This is a genomic window from Pseudoalteromonas sp. SR43-5, assembly GCF_014163835.1.
GTDB classification, from domain to species: Bacteria; Pseudomonadota; Gammaproteobacteria; order Enterobacterales; family Alteromonadaceae; genus Pseudoalteromonas; species Pseudoalteromonas distincta.
In genome coordinates this window covers 38,078-56,385 of sequence record NZ_JACJEA010000016.1, presented here as the reverse complement: position 1 = coordinate 56,385, position 18,308 = coordinate 38,078, and the positions used below count along the sequence as shown (strand labels likewise).

The following is an 18,308-nucleotide window of genomic DNA, read 5'->3' as shown; positions in this document are numbered from 1 at the left end:
AGCACATGCAAAGGGAACAGGTAATAGTTGTAAAGCTTGGTACAAGCGTACTAACTGGCGGCACCGATAAGCTAGACAAAGCACATATGGTTGAATTAGTACGCCAATGCTGCGAGCTTAAAAAGCAGGGGCATCAGGTTATTTTAGTATCGAGCGGCGCGGTTGCTGCTGGGCGCGAACAACTATTAAAACCCTGTGGCAGAAGCTTAATTGATAAACAAATGCTTGCTGCAATTGGACAAGGTCAACTTATTCATATTTGGCAGAGCTTGTTTGCTTTATATGGGGTAAATGTAGGGCAAATGCTGCTTACTCGCGCTGATGTAGACGACAGAGAGCGCTACCTTAATGCCCGCGATACACTCAATGCGTTATTAAATTACGACGTTGTACCCATCATTAACGAAAATGACGCAGTCGCTACCAGTGAAATAAAAGTAGGCGACAACGATAATTTATCGGCACTTGTTGCTATTTTGGCTAATGCTAATAAATTATTGCTACTTACCGATCAAGAAGGGTTATTTACCAGCGATCCTCGCACAAATGCCGATGCCACCCTCATTGGCGAAGTAACACATATAAACGATGAGCTGCGCCAACTTGCTGGTGGCAGTGGTACAAACTTAGGTACTGGCGGCATGGCAACCAAATTACAAGCAGCCGACATCGCAAGGCGTGCAGGCGTTGAAGTCATTATTGCTAAAGGCGCTGGTAAAAACGTTATTTTAAAATGTATGAGTGACGAGTTACCTGGTACACGCTTTTTAAAACTCACCGCCCCAAAAGATGGCCGTAAAAAATGGCTACTAGCTGGGCCTAAAAGTACCGGCCAAATTGTTATAGATGCAGGTGCTATTACAGCGCTGCAAAATAAAGGTGCAAGCTTACTTGCTAAAGGCGTTACTAATGCATTTGGACGTTTTGAAAGAGGCGATTTAATTGATTTAATAGATACTAAAAATCAAGTAATTGCACGTGGCTTAACGCGTTTTAGCAGTACCGAGGTAAATAAAATCAAAGGCGCACACTCAAATCAAATAGGTGAGTTACTTGAATACGATAGTGGTGCAGAAGTATTGCATCGCGACGACTTAGTATTACTTTAATACCTATTCTAAAGGATTAGTTAATAAGTATTACCTCATAACTTAGTAAATTCATGAGTATTGTCTAGACTAATAAAAGTTTAATTAGTTTAGGCAGTGTAATGAAGGCAAATAAGTGTGGGCACGAATGGATTATTAAGCTTACCCAGCAAGAGGAAGAAAGTGATTTAGATAGCGCATTAATACAAATAATTAGCGACTTGCTCGAAGTTGATAATTTTGCCATTTACGTCAATAAAAATTTTTCAGCCCCCATACCCCCTACTCTTATTAATTCAAACAGTAATTTAGAGCAATTAAGCCCAGATGAAGCATCATTGTTATTACAAAAGGTCACTCAAAATAAAATTAGGGTGAGCTATGCCTTTAGTAGCACATCAAGTTACGTGCCTATTTATCATTTTGGAAAAGTAGTCGGCACTTTATTAATAGAAACCGAGCAAGAATTACCAGAACGAATAACTATGTTAGCTGTACATATTTTAAATATTTATGCTAATCAGCTTGGGCTATTATATAAGTCGCGGTTAGATCCACTTACAGAGCTTTTAAATAGGCAAACATTTGATAAAAAAGTAATTGAGATTGTATCGGGTAACGGTTTTTTGTTACCAAGAAATGATAACAATAAAAAGCGACGTTGGTATTTAGCTATTGCTGATATCGACAACTTTAAAAATATTAATGATAACTACGGGCATGTAATTGGCGATGAGGTTATTTTACTTGTTGCACGGCTACTAAAAAATAATTTTAGAATTGAAGACTATGTATTTAGGTATGGTGGTGAAGAATTTGCAATGTTATTTCAAGCAAAAACAGAGACTGATGCACATGTTGCACTTAACCGGTTACGCCTTAATGTTGCCCAATACCCTTTTCCACAAATTGGCCAATTAACCATTAGCATTGGTTTTTTAGAGTTAGTGAGTATTGATACTGTATCGAGTATTGTAAATCAGGCTGATTTAGCGCTTTACTACTCTAAAAATACTGGCCGTAATAGAGTTACCTCCTACAGTGAATTAGAAGTTAATAACGAACCAAAGATAGATAATAGTATTGAGCTTTTTTGATTGTAAATTTGTGCTAAAATCTGGCTCCTTAAATTGTTGTAAGCAGAGCACAGAACATGAAATTAGTTCGTTGGTTTTTAGGTTGTATAATCTTATTCTTTAATTTTGTATTTACTCCTCGCAGTAAAAAGCGTGCAAGCGACGAGCAAGCACAGCTTGATCAGCAAACCTCACAATTTAAACTGTACCAATTTAAAGCATGCCCGTTTTGTGTAAAAGTACGCCGCGCTATTAAGCGCGAAGGCTTAAACATAGAAACGCGTGATGCAAAAAATAATGAGCAATATCGTCAAGAGCTTCTTGAGCAAGGCGGCAAAGTTAAAGTGCCTTGCCTGCGTATAGAGAAAAATGGCCAAGTACAATGGCTGTATGAATCAAACGATATTATTGCTTACTTAAACAAAGTAGCTGCATAAACCACTTTTATTATCTCACTTATTTAAAGAGAATTTACCATGACAATTCGCACCCGTGTTGCCCCGTCGCCAACTGGTGACCCGCATCTTGGCACCGCTTATATCGCCTTATTTAACTACTGTTTTGCTAAACAACAAGGCGGTGAATTTGTACTTCGTATAGAAGATACAGACCAAGTACGTAGCACGCCAGAGTCTGAACTTGCGATTATGGATAGCTTACGCTGGTTAGGGCTTGAGTGGGATCATGGTCCTGATGTGGGTGGCGAATTTGGTCCTTACCGTCAATCTGAGCGTAGCGATTTATATAAAAAATACGCGCATCAGTTAGTTGACGATGGGAAAGCGTTTTACTGCTTTGCAACAAGCGAAGAGCTTGATCAAATGCGTGAAGAGCAAATGGCAGAAGGCTTGCGCCCTAAATACGACGGTCGTGGTTTAAACCATACAGATGAAGAAATTAAAGCAAACTTAGCGGCAGGCAAACCTTACGTTATACGTATGAAAATCCCAAGCGAAGGCACATTTAAGTTTAACGACTACCTACGAGATGAAATTGAGATCCCGTGGGAAAACGTAGACATGCAAGTGCTTTTAAAAGCGGATGGTTTCCCAACGTACTTTTTAGCGAACGTAGTTGATGACCACCATATGCAAATTAGTCATATTTTCCGTGGCGAAGAGTGGATTAACTCAGCACCTAAGTTATTAAAACTTTATGAAGATTTTGGTTGGGAAGCGCCGGTACTTGGTCATTTACCATTACTACGTAACCCAGATAAATCAAAGCTGTCTAAGCGTAAAAATCCAACGTCTATTAACTACTATAAAGAAATGGGTTACCTACCAGAAGCCGTGCTTAACTACTTAGGTCGTATGGGTTGGTCAATGCCAGATGAGCGTGAAAAGTTCACACTTAATGAAATGATTGAAAACTTTGACATGAAGCGCGTATCGCTTGGTGGCCCAGTATTCGACGTGGATAAATTAAGCTGGTTAAACGGCATGTGGATCCGCGAAAACCTAACCGACGAGCAGTTAATTCAGCGCTTTGTTGATTGGAAGTTTAACGGTGAGATGTTAGCTAAAGTATTACCTGAGGCTAAAACGCGTATTAATACCCTTTCGGATATGGTTGAGCTTGCTGGACATTTTGTAGGTGGTATTCCAACTTACGATCCTGCGCTATTAACAGCTGGTAAAGCAGACGAAAACGTAATACGCCAAGCACTACAATTTTTTGTATGGCAGCTAGAAGGATTGCGTAGCTTTGATAAGCCCGCTATTTTTGCAATTGCAAAAGAAGTGGCTACATTCCACGAGCTTAAAATCAAAGACTTTTTAGAGCCAATTTTTGTCGCAATTACAGGCAAAACATCAAGTACGTCGGTGCTTGATGCAATGGAAATATTAGGCTCTGACTTATCACGTGCTCGTTTACGTGTAGCGCTTGCTCATTTAGGTATTTCTAAAAAGCAGGCTAAAAATATAGAGCGTGCGTACCGCGAATACCCAAGTGCATAATTACTAAAATGCACTTATAAAAGCCGAGCTTAGTAAAATAAGTTCGGCTTTTTTTGTTTCAGGCTGTTTAGCTATATGACATCGTATTTTGATATTGTTTAGCCTAAGCATTCATAATTTACTAAATGCTACAATGCGGCATATAAACTCATAGGAGGCAGTATGATTGCACCTGTAAAAAACAAAGCCATTTTTAGCAGTAACACATTTTCGATAAACCTTGTTACTTACCCAACCAATCATAGCGTAATGAACCATATTGACCCTGTGCAGCAAGGGCGCTATTACAAGCTTAATTTTGTATTAGAGAAACCTAAAGCGGGTGGGGTATTTAAATGCTCTAAATGCATTATAAATTTATTTAATCGCGTGTATTTGTTCAGACCCGATAAGTACGAACACAGCGTATCTAAAATCGAGTCTGGAAAGCGTGTGCTACTGAGCTTTGCGCTTAATATATAATTTGCACTTTTACTTATTAATAGTCGTAGGCCTGTCCGGTGCATAAAACAGATAGGTCGCAATACGATACAGAGGTTTCACTACAGGAATTAATAGTAAAAGCATTTCCGCCTCTGCGCATAGCATCAGCTTTAAGTAAATCAATTGCGTTTGATTTAGAGCGGTTATAGCTTACATTATTGTTACCCATACCGTCGCCATCACAGCTTTCACCTTCTATTCGGCCTAGGAGGGTAGCGCCACTTTCGTGTGCTTCTTGGTCGCTATAAAACTGCTGTAAATCTCTTTTATTAACGTAGGTGCCAATTTCTTGAGATAAAACACCGTTGTCTATGTCTGTATGATAGGTCATTCCTGAACAACCGGTTATTGTGGCCAGCACTGTTATTGCCGCTATAAAACGTAGCATATTTATTAGTCCTTTAATTTATTATTTAAAGTAATAAATTACTAACAAAATCAAATACTGGCAATGTTTACTACTAAGTAAATTGTTAGCTTTTGTAAATGTATTTAGATTTTATTGAGCATAGGGTAAGTAAACAAAAAGAAGTGGCAAACATTAACTAACCAATGACATATAATAGCCCACTCTAAGCGCTGCGTTTTATAAAAAATATAGCTATATCCTAAGCCTGCAATAAATGAAACCAATACATAGTTAAATCCTCCAGCAAAATGCGCCAAAGCAAACACTGCAGCTGTCATTATTGGGGCAAGTAGGGCTAGGCGAGGAGATGTGATTATTTGGCTAAGTTTGGTTTGTAATAAACCTCGAAATAAAGCTTCCTCAGCTACACAGGTAAATAAAAGATTAATAGCAATAAAGGCTAACCAAAAGTTGGGCACTTTTGGGTTAAAGCTTACAAGTCCAAGTGTTAAAGCCGCAGTGAGCGAAGCTAAAACAGTAGCAATAATTATAAAAATAGGTTGTTTAACGTTTAATGGGCCTGCTTTATTAGAGTCTGCTTTTAAAGTTTTTTTATTCGAATAAAAGTAAGCACAAAGGAATAACCCAACCATAGCTTTATCAAAATTAGCATAAAGGGTAAAAGCAATCGCATCGCTTGTAATACGCTCATCTATAACAATAGGGAGGTTATTAAAACCAGGCACCCAATGAAGTGCTAATGCCAGTGAGGAAATTATAAAAACAGTACCTAAAATAGCGCGTATTATTGCCCGCTTTGCATTTAGCACACAGTAGTATAAAACAACGTAAAGCCCAGTGCTGAGCAGAGCATACAAATTTATATAACCTTGAGAATACCCACTTAGAACACTTAAAGCCATTAAGTAGTGCCAAAGGGGTTGCCGCATTATTGATATTTTGCAGTACGGAAAAACACATATAATTGATAGTGCTAATAAATAAAAGGTCATTGTTTTTATTACTCTGTTTTATTTAGCCATTAATCTAACAGATTCGACCTCTCAATATTTTTTTTCTGGTAATATAGATAGGTTATGAGCAGTTTAAGCAGTGAACAAACTATGTTAAGTCCTTTTTTTCAGCAGCATGCTGATTATGTTTCTATCTCTCGTGAGCAGGGTTGTCGCTTCGCTAAATGCGTTGCTGATGATTACAATCCACTTCATGACAAAGATGCCAAAAAGTTTTGCGCGCCAGGAGACTTACTTTTTTCATTGGTACTAGACCGCTACGGTATTAGTGAACAAATGGAATTTACTTTTGCCGGTATGGTTGATGAAAACACCAAACTACATTTCCCTGAGGGAGCAGAAGAGTTTGATGTTACCAATGGCGAAAAAGTAATTTTAAAGGTAAAGCGCAGCGGTAAAACCAGCCAGTGCCCAGCACTAACTAATAGTCTAATAAAAAATTATGTTGAGTTTTCTGGTACTACCTTTCCGCATGTAATTATCCCATTAATGGGCAAGCAAGAGGTAATGATAAACCCTGCTCGTCCGATGGTAATTTACGAATCAATGCTTATTAATCTTGATAACCTTGATATAATAGCGCCAGTACTTGAATTTGCAGAGCCAAGCTTTGAGTACACTGGTAAGCGCGGAAAAATTACACTACGTTTTAACCTGTTAGAAAACGGCGTTAAAGTGGGTAGTGGTGAAAAGCACATGGTGGTTTCGGGTATTCGCGAATACTGCCAAGCAACAGTTGACGATTTAATAGCGTTTTACAACGAACGTAAAGCGACACTAAAGCCAGCTTAAAGCTACAGCAAATTATAAAAGGCGCTAAATACAACGGTTATTTAGCGCCTTTTTTATTATTTTAGCGCTAAAGCGAAAGAGAGCAATCACGATTAAATACTTTTCTGGACTGGTTAATTTACGCAGTACAGTAATATGCGTACAATAGTGCTCTTTGTTATTTTAAAGCTAAGCCTATGTCTGCCACTACGTTCTCATCACTTAATCTCGACCCGTTATTATTAACAGCGATTGAGCAAAATAATTACACTCAACCAACCGCAATTCAGATTAAAACTATTCCGCCTATTTTAGCCGGAAGTGATGTAATGGGCAGCGCGCAAACAGGTACGGGTAAAACCGCCGCCTTTGTTTTACCTCTATTACATAAGCTTTTAAATACCCCTAAAAAAGATGAGCAAGGCCTTGCCCGCGTTGTAATTTTAACGCCAACACGAGAGCTTGCTCAGCAAGTATTTGCCAGCTTTGAAAAGTACGCACAAGGCACTAATATCAATGGTGCCTTAGCCTATGGTGGTGCAAGTATTGGCCCTCAAATAAAAGCACTTAAAACAGCACAAGTTATAGTGGCAACACCAGGGCGTTTACTTGATCATATAGTTAAAGGCAGTGTGGTACTTTCAAGCGTAGACTCTTTAGTGTTTGACGAAGCCGACCGCATGCTTGATATGGGCTTTATTGATGAAATTAGACGTATATTGCGACATATCCCGGGCGATCGCCAAACTTTACTATTTTCAGCTACGTTTGATGACAGCGTGTTTGAACTCAGTAAAAAACTACTTAAAAACCCTGAGCTAATTGAAGTTGATAAACGTAACTCAGCTGCGGTTGAAGTAGAGCAAGTTATTTACGCTGTAGATGAAGACCGTAAGCGCGAACTTGTATCGCACATGATTGGCATGAAAAACTGGCGCCAAGTGCTTATTTTTACGCGCACAAAACAAATGGCCGATCAGCTTGCTAAAGAAATGTGTAAAGATGGGTTAAAAACCGAATCAATCCATGGCGATAAATCGCAAGGCGCACGTGACCGTGCATTGCAAAACTTTAAAGAGGGTATTACACGCGTACTTGTTGCAACCGATGTCGCTGCGCGTGGTTTAGATATTTCTACACTTAGATACGTAATTAATTTTGAACTGCCGTACATTGCCGAGGATTATGTGCACCGTATTGGCCGTACAGGCCGCGCTGGTGAACAAGGGCTTGCTATGTCATTGGTAAGTCTTGATGAGCAATGGCTGCTAGAAGAAATTGAAGTATTACTCGATACGCGTTTAACGCCGCAGTGGTTAGAAGGTTACGAGCCTGACTTAAATAAAAAGCCCAAAGATAATCGTAAAAATACGAATAAATCTCGAAAAGATCGCGATAAAAAACGCATTACAGGTAAAAGAGAGCCAAGTAGACGTCGTAAATAATAGCTTTTAGTTTACTTTTTTGCCTATACTGGAGCTATTAAATAGCCGAGGTAAAGTTAATGTTTGAAACTGATAAATGGGCATTCTCTGGTGTTGATGGCCAAATATCTTTGCATAAATGGCAAAAAACAATGGACCTTATCACGGGGCTTTTTTCAGCCCCGTCTGGTTATATAGTTCAGGCAACAAGCAAAGGCTATCGCGTTGTTATTAGAAATAACGAAGGTGGCTCAAGCTTTGAAACCAACCCGATACTTCCCCCTCAAACTCCTCTTTTTTGTCGGCACGTCGCTGAAACTAATAATATTTTATATGTTAATGATGCAAGCAATAACGATGCATGGAACACCCTCCCAGAAGTAGTTGAGGACGGTGTTGAATCCTAGTTAGGCTTACCTATTCATTGGCCTGAAGGCGAAGTGTTTGGCACGCTATGCTTAAAAGACACTAAAATAACTAGCTATACCGATGAATACTTTGAGCTCATAGAGCAACTACGCGATTTAATTGAAGACGACCTAGCGCTTGTGTATAGCTATGAGCAAATGCGCGAAATAGCCATGTTAGACTCATTAACAGATATTTATAATCGCCGAGCACTTAACTTACTAGCTCAGCAAAAGCTTAATTTAGCACTGCGTTTGGGCTTCGACGTATGTTGCTTGTTTATAGATATAAACGACTTTAAAAAATTAAACGACACCTTTGGACATGAAGTGGGTGACAAAGCCTTAATTATATTGGCAGATACGCTAAAAAACCATTTAAGGGATGCCGACATAGTAGGGCGTTTAGGTGGTGATGAGTTTGTTGCAGTAATGCAATTAAGTGATAAAAGCAAAATTAACTACATTATGGATAAAATTTCGACTGAGTATACAAATGCTTTACTAAAAGAAGGTGTTTGCGATTTATCGCTCAGCATTGGTTATAGTTTTACTAATAAACAAAAGCAGCCATTTGAAGCGCTATTAAATGATGCAGACCACGCAATGTATAAAAATAAACAAGCGTATAGACTCGCTAAAAAAGCACAATAATAAAAGTAAGTTCGTCATGACTCATGACTCATGACTCATGCCACAAAAACTTGGCTAGTTTTTTCTGCGATAGGTTTTATTTTTGGTGTTATGTGCTCCTCTATGGGGTTTGCCTTAAAAAGGCTTGAGAGTAATAACCAAAAATAGCTTCAATGAATAGCTTAAGCTGCAAATTTTTACTTGTACTTCTTAATTTATTTTTCAAAGTACGGACATAAAAAAGCAAGCCATGAGGCTTGCCAAGAAGGGTGTTAATTAGCTCTTACCTAGCCTTTAAGCTATTAGCTTTTCAGCAAGGTTTAATTCCATAATAGCTTTTAATAAACGGTATAAGTTAATTGATGCATCAATTTCTTCTTTACGGTTTGTTAAGCTTTCAATATTTAAGCCCAGCGGTACATCTAAATGCGCACAGCTTTTAAGTATTAAGTCGAGGTTTTCGCGGCAAATACGGACCGATTCGCTTAATGTATTGTCTGCATCAAGCATGCGCCATTTTGTTGCCTCTGGCACTGAGATACCCAACCATTGCATAAATTCTAAGGTTTTTTCGCCGCCGCACGGGGTAAACGTTAATATAATACGTTGTGGTGTAATACCCTGCGCTTTACATGTACGTGCGTAGCTAGTAATTAGCTCTATAGTCGCTTGTGCATCGTAAACAGCTTGCGATATAAAAAACTGACAACCTTGTGCTGTTTTTTCTATTAATCGTTCGTGCTCATTTCGTTTACTTGAATGGCGTTCAGCAATCGTAACGCCACCTAAAAAGAAATCATCTGATTGCTCAGCCAATGCTTTATAAGCATCTGGCAGGCTTAGCTTTATATCGCCTATCGATGATGGGCTACCTACTAAAACAACATTTTGTAAATCGTAGTCGTTTTTAGTTTCACTTAGCCAATCTTTAAATTCGCCTACGCCACGCTGCGCCACACTTTTATAAGTAATTACATCTTGTGCAGATAAATTACGAAGTAAATGGCTGTATTCACGCGGATCAACGGTTTGTTTAAACGCAAATGGACGGTCTTGATTAGTTCGGCTGCTTTCGTCTTGAATGTCGTAAATTATCACGCCGTCGTATTCAATTTCGTGTAAGCGACCTAATAGCTTTTCTGCAATGGTTTTTAATTGCGCTTTATCGGTGCCAATTTTAGGCGGGGTAGTACCAATAAGATAAACACCTTGATTGGTGTCCACTATCTTCTCTTTTAGTGATAAAGCCATAATCCTCATTCCAGCTAAGTTTGTTTTGATGGATTTAATATAGCAGCCATTTAGACGTCTAGATAGATTTATTTAATGAAAGTTTTTCAATTAACATGATGTTTATTCATAGTGCTTGTTCCCATAATTTATAATTGACACAGTTGTTTACACAATAAATTCCCTTGGGGCTCTTATATTTATTGGCTTTGGGGCATAATTAAAGAGTTAAATCTGACAACAAATTTGCTCAATTTAAAAAGGGACAACAATGAAATTTAAATTATTAGCAACCAGCTTAGCGGTATCGCTGGCGTTAACAGGTTGCGCCATGCAACAAAACCAAAGCACGCAGACAACAGCACAACAAGAACAAGTAAATAAAGCTGATGACCGTGTTTTTTCACAAGATTACTTAATTGAAGAGCTAGAAAACGGCTTACGTGTCATGGTTGTTAAAACCGATTACCCTGATGTAGTGTCGCTGCAAATTCCGGTATCGGTTGGATCGCGTAACGAAGTTGAAGAGGGCAAAACAGGCTTTGCTCACTTTTTTGAACACATGATGTTTAAAGGCTCAAAAAAATACCCTGAAGATGTGTACTCAGACATATTAAAAAATTCAGGTGTTGATAACCGCGCTTATACAACAAACGATTTTACAAACTACCATTTAAACTTTTCAAAACAGCATCTTGATAAAGTACTTGAGCTTGAAGCTGATATTTTTCAAAACTTAACCTACACCGAAGAGCAATTTAGAACAGAAGCACAAACGGTAAAAGGTGAGTACTTAAAAAACAACGCGAGCCCAATTCGTAAATTATTAAGCGCTGTACGCGAAGAAGCGTTTGATAAGCACACGTATAAACACACCACTATGGGCTTTTTTAAAGACATAGAAGCCATGCCTGATCAAATGGCCTATGGTAAAGAATTTTTTGCTAAGTTTTATAAGCCTGAGTATGTGTCACTTGTCATCGTGGGCGATGTAGACCCACAAGCAACAATGGCAATGGTTAAAAAGCATTGGGGCAGCTGGAAAAAGGGTAACTATGTTGCTGACATTAAAGCAGAACCTGTTCAACAAGCACCAAAATATTTACACCAGCAAGATGAAGCGCTACCAGGGCATTGGTTACTCGTATCGTACAAAGGCGCTGCGTGGGAGCCTGCTAAAAAAGACAGAGCGGCGCTTGATTTAATCTCACAGCTTTATTTTTCTAGTAATTCAGATTTATATCAAGAGCTAGTGGTCGACAAACAAATTGCCAGCCAAATGTTTACCTATAACCCAGAGACTAAAGATCCGGGTTTATTACACGTATTTGTTAAAGTAGAAAACGCAGACGATTTAGCCACTGCGCGCGATGCCATTAATCGAACTTATGCAAAAGCACGCACTGAGCTTGTTGATGAGCAAAAGCTCAGTGATTTAAAATCGAATCTTAAATACAGCTTTATTAATGGCTTAGATTCGTCGCAAGCGATTGCATCAACCCTTGCCAGCTACATGCATTTTGAGCGCGATCCTGAGGTTATAAACCAGCTGTATCTATCGGCAGATAACATCACCAGCGCAGATATTAAAGCCGTTGCTAATAAATACTTTACTGATAAGGCACGTACCACATTAACAATGTCGGCACTTGATAAAGCCCCAGGTTTTGAGCAAGAAGTTAATTTAAATGCGCTTACTGCAAAGCTTGAACAAGCACCTGCGGCACCTGTATTTAAAGTACTTGATAAAACCAATAGCTCGCCATTAATCGATGTTAACTTTTTATTCAATACCGGCGCGGCTGCCGACCCTCAAGGCAAAAAAGGTGTTGCAGCGCTCACTGCGGCTATGCTTGCACAAGGTGGCTCAGAGGCGACAAGCTATAAAGATATTCAAAAAGCACTTTATCCGCTTGCAGGTAGCTTTGGTTATCAAATAGATAAAGAAATGCTGTCGTTTCAAGGGCGTATTCATAAAGACAATGCAGCGCAGTGGTATTCACTTGTGAGCGATCAATTATTAAACCCAGGCTTTAGAGACGATGACTTTAAACGCCTTAAAAAAGAAATGATCGATGGTATTAAATCAGGCTTAAAAGCATCTAACGATGAAGAGCTAGGCAAAGAAGTGCTATACAGTGCACTTTACAACAATCACCCTTACGAAAGTTACAACTACGGTGATATTTCGGATTTAGAAGCGTTGACGCTAGATGATGTTAAAGCGTTTTATAACAGCGAGCTTACGCAATCTAAACTCACGGTTGGCTTAATTGGGGCTTTGCCTGCAAACCTTAAAGCTAAAATGATGAGCGATTTTGCAACGCTACCAAAAGGTGAGCAAAGCCGTTTAAGTATTCCTGATGCGCCAGTGCTTAAAGGTCATCATGCAACTATTGTAGAAAAATCGGCACAATCGACTGCTGTATCGTTTGGTTTTCCTATTGATACAATAAGAAGTAGCGAAGACTGGACAGCCCTTTGGCTTGTGCGTTCGTACTTTGGTGAGCACCGTAGTTCTAACAGCTTTTTATATGAGCGCATTCGTGAAACTCGCGGCATGAACTATGGCGATTACGCATACATTGAATACTTTCCACGTGGTATGTTTCAAACCAAGCCAGATGCAAACCTAGGGCGCTCAGAGCAAATATTTCAAGTGTGGTTACGCCCACTTCGCTCTAATAACGATGCGCACTTTGCAACACGTACCGCCTTGTTTGAGCTAGATAAGCTAATTAAAAATGGTATGAGCGAAGGTGATTTTGAAGCTACGCGTAACTTTTTAATTAACTTTGTGCCGCAAATGGTTGCAAGTCAAAATCGCCAATTAGGTTACGCGCTTGATAGCGAATTTTACAACACTGATAACTTTGTAAGTTACGTAACTAATAAACTTAAAACGCTAACGCTTGCTGATGTTAATCGCGTTATTAAAGAAAACTTACAAACAGACAATGTTCACTATGTATTTATTACTGGTGACGGCGCTGATATGCAAAAACGTTTAGCATCGCAGCAAACATCACCAATGATTTATAACACTAATAAACCTGCTGAATTAGTGGCTGAAGATAAAGTGATTGCTGATTATAAATTAGCAATTCCTGCAAAAAATATTGAAGTGATGAAAGTCGATAAAGTATTTCAATAATTTAAGTGTTTTTTAAGCGTTAAAATAATGCCTCGGTGCTATAAGCATCGAGGCATTTTTATTATTTAATAATGAAACTTAATAAACAGTTATACCTAATAACTAGAACAAATAACTAAGGGATTAACACCTTAGTGGTTAAATCCGTTAGACTTGGGAAAAGGCTATTTTATATCAACTTAAGGCAGTGCAGTATTATGCGTCATGCAATTTGGCAACAGCTTCGCGACGAAGCTAACGATGTAGTAAAACGTGAACCATTATTAGCAAGTCATGTTTATTCATGTGTTTTAAATCATGATTGTTTAGGTTCGGCATTGAGCTTTATTGTTGCTAATAAGTTGGCTGATGCGGTGGTATCTGCATTCACTATCCGAGAGCTGTTTGACCAAGCATTTGTAAAATGTGACCGTATGCTATCTTTTGTTGCTGAGGATATTAAAGCTGTAAAAGACCGCGATCCGGCATCAGAAACCTATCTTACGGTTATATTAAATCTAAAAGGTTTTCATGCTATTCAGGCGCACCGTTTGGCTAATTGTTTGTGGCAACAAAATCGCAAAGAGCTAGCGCGCTTTATTCAAAGCCGTAATTCTGAAGTGTTTGGGGTCGATATTCACCCAGCATGTAAAGTGGGTAAAGGCATTATGTTTGACCACGCAACCGGTATTGTTATTGGTGAAACAGCGGTAATTGAAGATAACGTATCAATTTTGCAATCTGTAACGCTTGGCGGTACAGGCAATGAGCAGGGCGATCGTCATCCTAAAATTAGAGCAGGCGTATTAATTGGCGCGGGTGCTAAAGTACTGGGTAATATTGAAGTAGGTGAGGGCGCACGAATTGGTGCGGGCTCAGTTGTACTTAGCAATGTTCCACCACACACAACCGCTGTTGGCGTACCCGCTAAAATTATTGGTCGACCGGATTGTGAGTGTCCGGCGCAAAGTATGAACCAAAACTTTTTAGCAAATCCTGAGCCTGAAAACGAATCGCACACGAGTGCAATGTTATAAGTAACTAAAAATAATAAAACTTAAAAGGAATTAACATGAACAAGAATAGTTTATTGGCTCTAGGGATTGGGTTTATTGCGGGTGTAGGTTTAACTTGGAGCTACTTTAATGCAGCTTCAAGTTATCCGGAATCTGTTAAGTCGCAGCCAAGTTATGAAAAACAGAAAAAGCTTCATACTGAACAACAAAGTAATGAGGTATTGAGTAATGCAGACTCTGCAGTACCTGAGCAAGTCGCTAGTATAGAGCCCGCTGAAGACACGCCTACAACCAATTCAGAAACCCAAATGCTTGATGAACTACCTTTAGAAGAGCAAGTAACTCAGCTTAAGCAGCAACTCGCCGAACAGAAAGCGGCGCTCAAAAGTGTTTTAAAGAAAATGAGGGGCCCTTCAGATTTTGAGCAGATTTTACGTGATAAATTTGAAAATCAAACGCGCGACGAAGAATGGGCTTATCGTACTGAAATGGCATTACAAGATTTTTTATTAACAGCTGATTTATCAATTATTCCTGACGTTGTTAGTGCAAAATGTAAAAAAACAGTATGTGAATTTGAACTTGCCGCCCCCATTGATAACGACACATTTGGTAATGCTCAATGGCGAGAGCTAAACGATAAGTTGATGGAACAAGAGTTTTGGCAACAATTTAAAAGCACTACCTCCACATCGAGCGATAGCGAACTTAAAATGTTGCTAAGTACAGAGCTTTAAATAATTTGTGATTCTATAGAGCCATCGACTAACTCTGTAACTAAAACATCGCCTGTTTTAATTTGCCCCACAGATTTAACTACTTTTCCTTGCTGTGTTTTAGTGATGCTATAACCGCGCGCTAAAACATTAAGCGGACTTACCGAGTCTAACCTGCTTGCTTGCAGTGCTAAGCTATTATTCGCTTGTTGTAACTGATGCTGTATAGCTTGGTTTAGCCTAGCTTGTAATTGCGAGAGTTGATGGCTTGCTGAAGCGAGTTTTTTATCAGGTGATTGGCGCATCAAACGCGGCGTTAAGTTATTGAGTGTGCGTTCTTGCTGATATAAACGATTACGCATAGCTTGTTGCAGCGCAATGCTTAGCTCATCCAAACGTTGTGATTTTTGACTAAGCTGACTACGCGGATGACACAAATTAAGGCGGTGTTGTAACTGCGTTGCTAGAGCGCGTTTATCGGCAATGTCGTGCTTAAACGCGTTAGATAAACGATTAACCAATTGCGTTACTTTGTTGTGTAACTCTTGCGTATTTGGGCTTACAAGCTCAGCTGCGGCTGATGGAGTTGCTGCACGAACATCAGCAACGTAATCGCTAATGGTTGTATCTATTTCATGGCCTACTGCACTTACTATAGGTAATTCACTTTCAAAAATAGCCCGTGCGAGCTGTTCGTGATTAAAGCACCATAAATCTTCAAGTGATCCGCCGCCTCGTCCTAAAATAAGTACGTCTACTTCATCACGAGCATTAGCTAATTCAATTTGATTAATTAAATGTAGGTGTGCTTCTTTGCCTTGTACCATAGCAGGGTAAATGATTACTTCTAACTGCGGCGCACGGCGTTTAAGTACCGTTAAAATATCTTTTATAGCAGCGCCGGTTGCTGAGGTAATAACACCAATACGATTAATGTTTTGCGGAAGTGGTTTTTTATACGCAGAGCTAAATAATCCTTCGGCGGCCAAACGCATTTTAAGCGCATCGAATTCTTGTTTTAGCTGACCTTCGCCGGCCGGTTCCATATGCTCAACAATAAGCTGGTAGTCACCGCGAGGTTCATAAAGTGATACACGCGCTTTTACTGTAACTTGCGCGCCATTTGCAGGGCGATAGCTTTGATTGCGATTATTCCCACGCCACATAGCGGCTTTTATTTGTGCTTTATCGTCTTTTAACGAAAAGTACCAGTGTCCAGATGCAGGGGTAATAAAGTTAGAAATTTCGCCCGTGAGCACTAAAGATGCAAAACCTTGCTCAAGAATTGTGCGAATTTCTCTATTAAGGCGTGAAACGGTGTAAACCGCCTGCGAAGGCTTCGAAAACATAAAAAACAACCTAAAACTATTTATTGCACTACTTTATCATAAATATTTGCGAAATATTATTTACTCATGCCAACAACGCTGTTAAAATTTGGCCGCAATTCCTTATCTTAGATCCACATGTGAGAAGTTGCCAAAATGCTTAGAATCGCTAAAGAAGCTCTTACCTTTGATGACGTACTTTTAGTACCTGGTCATTCTACTGTTTTGCCACACACGGCAAATATTTCAACTCGCTTAACGCGTGGTATCAAACTTAACTTGCCGCTTATTTCAGCATCTATGGATACTGTTACAGAAGCTCGTTTAGCTATTGCCCTTGCGCAAGAAGGTGGTCTTGGTTTTATTCATAAAAACATGACTATTGAAGAACAAGCGAAAAACGTACGTAAAGTTAAAACCTACGAAGCAGGTATTGTTTCATACCCTGTAACGGTTACTGCCGATTTAACAATTGCAGATGCAATTGAGCTTTCGCACGAAAAAGGTTTTTCAGGCTTTCCGGTTACCGACAGCAACAATGTGCTTGTAGGCATTGTTACCAGTCGTGATATGCGTTTTGAAACTAAGCTTGAACAGCCTGTTTCTACCGTTATGACTAAAAAAGAAAAGCTTGTTACCGTTAAAGAGGGCGCAGCACGCGAAGAAATTTTAGGCTTAATGCACGAACACCGCATTGAAAAAATCCTTGTTGTTGATGATGAATTTAAACTCAAAGGCATGATCACAGTAAAAGATTACCAAAAAGCCCAAGACAAACCTGACGCATGTAAAGATGACCAAGGTCGTTTACGTGTAGGTGCTGCTGTAAGTGTTGGCGCAGGTACTGATGAGCGTATTGCTGCATTAGTAGAAGCGGGTATTGATGTTTTACTTATCGATACATCGCATGGTCACTCTCAAGGCGTTATTGACCGTGTTACTAAAACTCGCAAAGAGTACCCAGACTTACAAATTATTGCAGGTAACATTGCAACGGCTGAAGGTGCGATTGCACTAGCTGATGCCGGAGCGGATGCAGTTAAAGTAGGTATCGGCCCTGGTTCTATCTGTACTACACGTATTGTTACCGGTTGTGGCGTTCCACAAATTACCGCTATTTCAGATGCTGTTGAAGGCTTAAAAGGTCGCGACATTCCTGTTATTGCTGATGGTGGCATTCGTTTTTCTGGTGATATTGTTAAAGCACTTGTTGCTGGTGCATCGTGTGTAATGGTGGGTTCTCTTCTTGCTGGTACAGAAGAAGCACCAGGTGAAGTTGAATTGTACCAAGGCCGTTATTACAAATCTTACCGTGGTATGGGCTCATTGGGCGCGATGGATCAAAAAGAAGGTTCATCAGATCGTTACTTCCAAAAATCAAACGAAGCAGACAAGTTAGTACCTGAAGGTATTGAAGGTCGCGTAGCTTACAAAGGTCCTATTGCAACGATTATTCATCAGCAAGTAGGTGGCTTACGTAGTGCTATGGGCTTAACGGGTTGTGCAACAATTGAAGAGCTAAATACAAAACCACAATTTGTACGTGTTACTTCAGCAGGTATGGGTGAGTCGCATGTTCATGATGTGCAAATCACTAAAGAAGCACCAAATTACCGCTTAGGTTAAGCAGCGTAATTAATTTAATATACTGGGCTTGCT

17 protein-coding genes are annotated in these 18,308 nt (G+C 39.5%); 13 read left to right on the top strand and 4 right to left on the bottom strand.

Annotation, left to right across the window (positions count from 1 at the left end; genetic code table 11):
• Nucleotides 1-5 precede the first annotated feature (5 nt).
• From proB to H5090_RS11100, 5 genes are all read left to right on the top strand, one after another.
• Nucleotides 6-1,109 carry a glutamate 5-kinase gene (gene proB / locus H5090_RS11120; RefSeq protein WP_182695724.1) on the top strand — a complete coding sequence of 368 codons (1,104 nt, stop codon included), beginning with the start codon at nucleotides 6-8 and terminating at the stop codon, nucleotides 1,107-1,109.
• Nucleotides 1,110-1,210: 101 nt separating this feature from the next.
• Entirely contained in the window at nucleotides 1,211-2,185 is a 975-nt protein-coding gene (locus tag H5090_RS11115; protein ID WP_182695723.1) for a GGDEF domain-containing protein, read from the top strand.
• Nucleotides 2,186-2,241: 56 nt separating this feature from the next.
• Nucleotides 2,242-2,601: a glutaredoxin domain-containing protein gene (locus tag H5090_RS11110; RefSeq protein WP_002961611.1), complete on the top strand. Its 360-nt coding sequence runs from the start codon at nucleotides 2,242-2,244 to the stop codon at nucleotides 2,599-2,601.
• A 39-nt stretch (nucleotides 2,602-2,640) separates the two neighbouring features.
• Nucleotides 2,641-4,125, top strand: a complete 1,485-nt coding sequence (gene gltX, locus H5090_RS11105; RefSeq protein ID WP_002961608.1) for a glutamate--tRNA ligase — start codon at nucleotides 2,641-2,643, stop codon at nucleotides 4,123-4,125.
• 162 nt (nucleotides 4,126-4,287) lie between these two features.
• The gene (locus H5090_RS11100; RefSeq protein ID WP_002958795.1) at nucleotides 4,288-4,587 is read left to right on the top strand and encodes a hypothetical protein; all 300 of its coding nucleotides are present in this window, start codon (nucleotides 4,288-4,290) and stop codon (nucleotides 4,585-4,587) included.
• 16 nt (nucleotides 4,588-4,603) lie between these two features.
• On the opposite strand, the gene H5090_RS11095 is transcribed toward H5090_RS11100, so the two are convergent.
• Together H5090_RS11095 and H5090_RS11090 are read right to left on the bottom strand one after the other, a co-directional pair.
• Nucleotides 4,604-4,996, bottom strand: a complete 393-nt coding sequence (locus tag H5090_RS11095; RefSeq protein WP_154903480.1) for a hypothetical protein — start codon at nucleotides 4,994-4,996, stop codon at nucleotides 4,604-4,606.
• 104 nt (nucleotides 4,997-5,100) lie between these two features.
• On the bottom strand, nucleotides 5,101-5,880 hold the full coding sequence (locus tag H5090_RS11090; protein WP_259395091.1) for a CPBP family intramembrane glutamic endopeptidase: 780 nt from the start codon (nucleotides 5,878-5,880) through the stop codon (nucleotides 5,101-5,103).
• A gap of 201 nt (nucleotides 5,881-6,081) precedes the next feature.
• Between H5090_RS11090 and H5090_RS11085 the strand changes: the two genes are divergently transcribed.
• The 4 genes from H5090_RS11085 (at nucleotide 6,082) to H5090_RS20875 (ending at nucleotide 9,247) form a co-directional block, all read left to right on the top strand.
• Nucleotides 6,082-6,783, top strand: a complete 702-nt coding sequence (locus H5090_RS11085; protein ID WP_182695742.1) for a DUF3581 domain-containing protein — start codon at nucleotides 6,082-6,084, stop codon at nucleotides 6,781-6,783.
• Nucleotides 6,784-6,959: 176 nt separating this feature from the next.
• Nucleotides 6,960-8,207, top strand: coding sequence for a DEAD/DEAH box helicase (locus H5090_RS11080; RefSeq protein ID WP_039484965.1), 1,248 nt, complete (start codon nucleotides 6,960-6,962; stop codon nucleotides 8,205-8,207).
• A 59-nt stretch (nucleotides 8,208-8,266) separates the two neighbouring features.
• Nucleotides 8,267-8,593, top strand: coding sequence for a hypothetical protein (locus H5090_RS20880; RefSeq protein WP_259395090.1), 327 nt, complete (start codon nucleotides 8,267-8,269; stop codon nucleotides 8,591-8,593).
• A gap of 33 nt (nucleotides 8,594-8,626) precedes the next feature.
• Nucleotides 8,627-9,247 (top strand): GGDEF domain-containing protein, encoded by a 621-nt coding sequence (locus tag H5090_RS20875; RefSeq protein WP_310736317.1) that lies wholly within the window; start codon nucleotides 8,627-8,629, stop codon nucleotides 9,245-9,247.
• A 273-nt stretch (nucleotides 9,248-9,520) separates the two neighbouring features.
• Here H5090_RS20875 and H5090_RS11070 read toward each other — a convergent pair whose 3' ends face one another.
• Nucleotides 9,521-10,477: a methylenetetrahydrofolate reductase gene (locus tag H5090_RS11070; RefSeq protein WP_024597318.1), complete on the bottom strand. Its 957-nt coding sequence runs from the start codon at nucleotides 10,475-10,477 to the stop codon at nucleotides 9,521-9,523.
• A gap of 250 nt (nucleotides 10,478-10,727) precedes the next feature.
• Between H5090_RS11070 and H5090_RS11065 the strand changes: the two genes are divergently transcribed.
• The 3 genes from H5090_RS11065 (at nucleotide 10,728) to H5090_RS11055 (ending at nucleotide 15,342) form a co-directional block, all read left to right on the top strand.
• Nucleotides 10,728-13,610: a pitrilysin family protein gene (locus H5090_RS11065; RefSeq protein WP_182695721.1), complete on the top strand. Its 2,883-nt coding sequence runs from the start codon at nucleotides 10,728-10,730 to the stop codon at nucleotides 13,608-13,610.
• A gap of 197 nt (nucleotides 13,611-13,807) precedes the next feature.
• A complete protein-coding gene (gene cysE, locus H5090_RS11060) occupies nucleotides 13,808-14,626 on the top strand; it encodes a serine O-acetyltransferase (protein ID WP_002958786.1) in 819 nt (272 codons plus the stop codon).
• 35 nt (nucleotides 14,627-14,661) lie between these two features.
• A complete protein-coding gene (locus tag H5090_RS11055; RefSeq protein WP_182695720.1) occupies nucleotides 14,662-15,342 on the top strand; it encodes a hypothetical protein in 681 nt (226 codons plus the stop codon).
• Here H5090_RS11055 and xseA read toward each other — a convergent pair.
• Complete coding sequence (xseA, locus tag H5090_RS11050) at nucleotides 15,339-16,670, bottom strand: exodeoxyribonuclease VII large subunit (protein ID WP_182695719.1); 1,332 nt, start codon at nucleotides 16,668-16,670, stop codon at nucleotides 15,339-15,341. The two genes, H5090_RS11055 and xseA, sit on opposite strands and share 4 nt — an antisense overlap.
• A gap of 135 nt (nucleotides 16,671-16,805) precedes the next feature.
• On the opposite strand from xseA, the gene guaB reads away from it, so the two are divergent.
• Nucleotides 16,806-18,275, top strand: a complete 1,470-nt coding sequence (gene guaB / locus H5090_RS11045; RefSeq protein ID WP_002958783.1) for an IMP dehydrogenase — start codon at nucleotides 16,806-16,808, stop codon at nucleotides 18,273-18,275.
• Nucleotides 18,276-18,308: the final 33 nt, after the last annotated feature.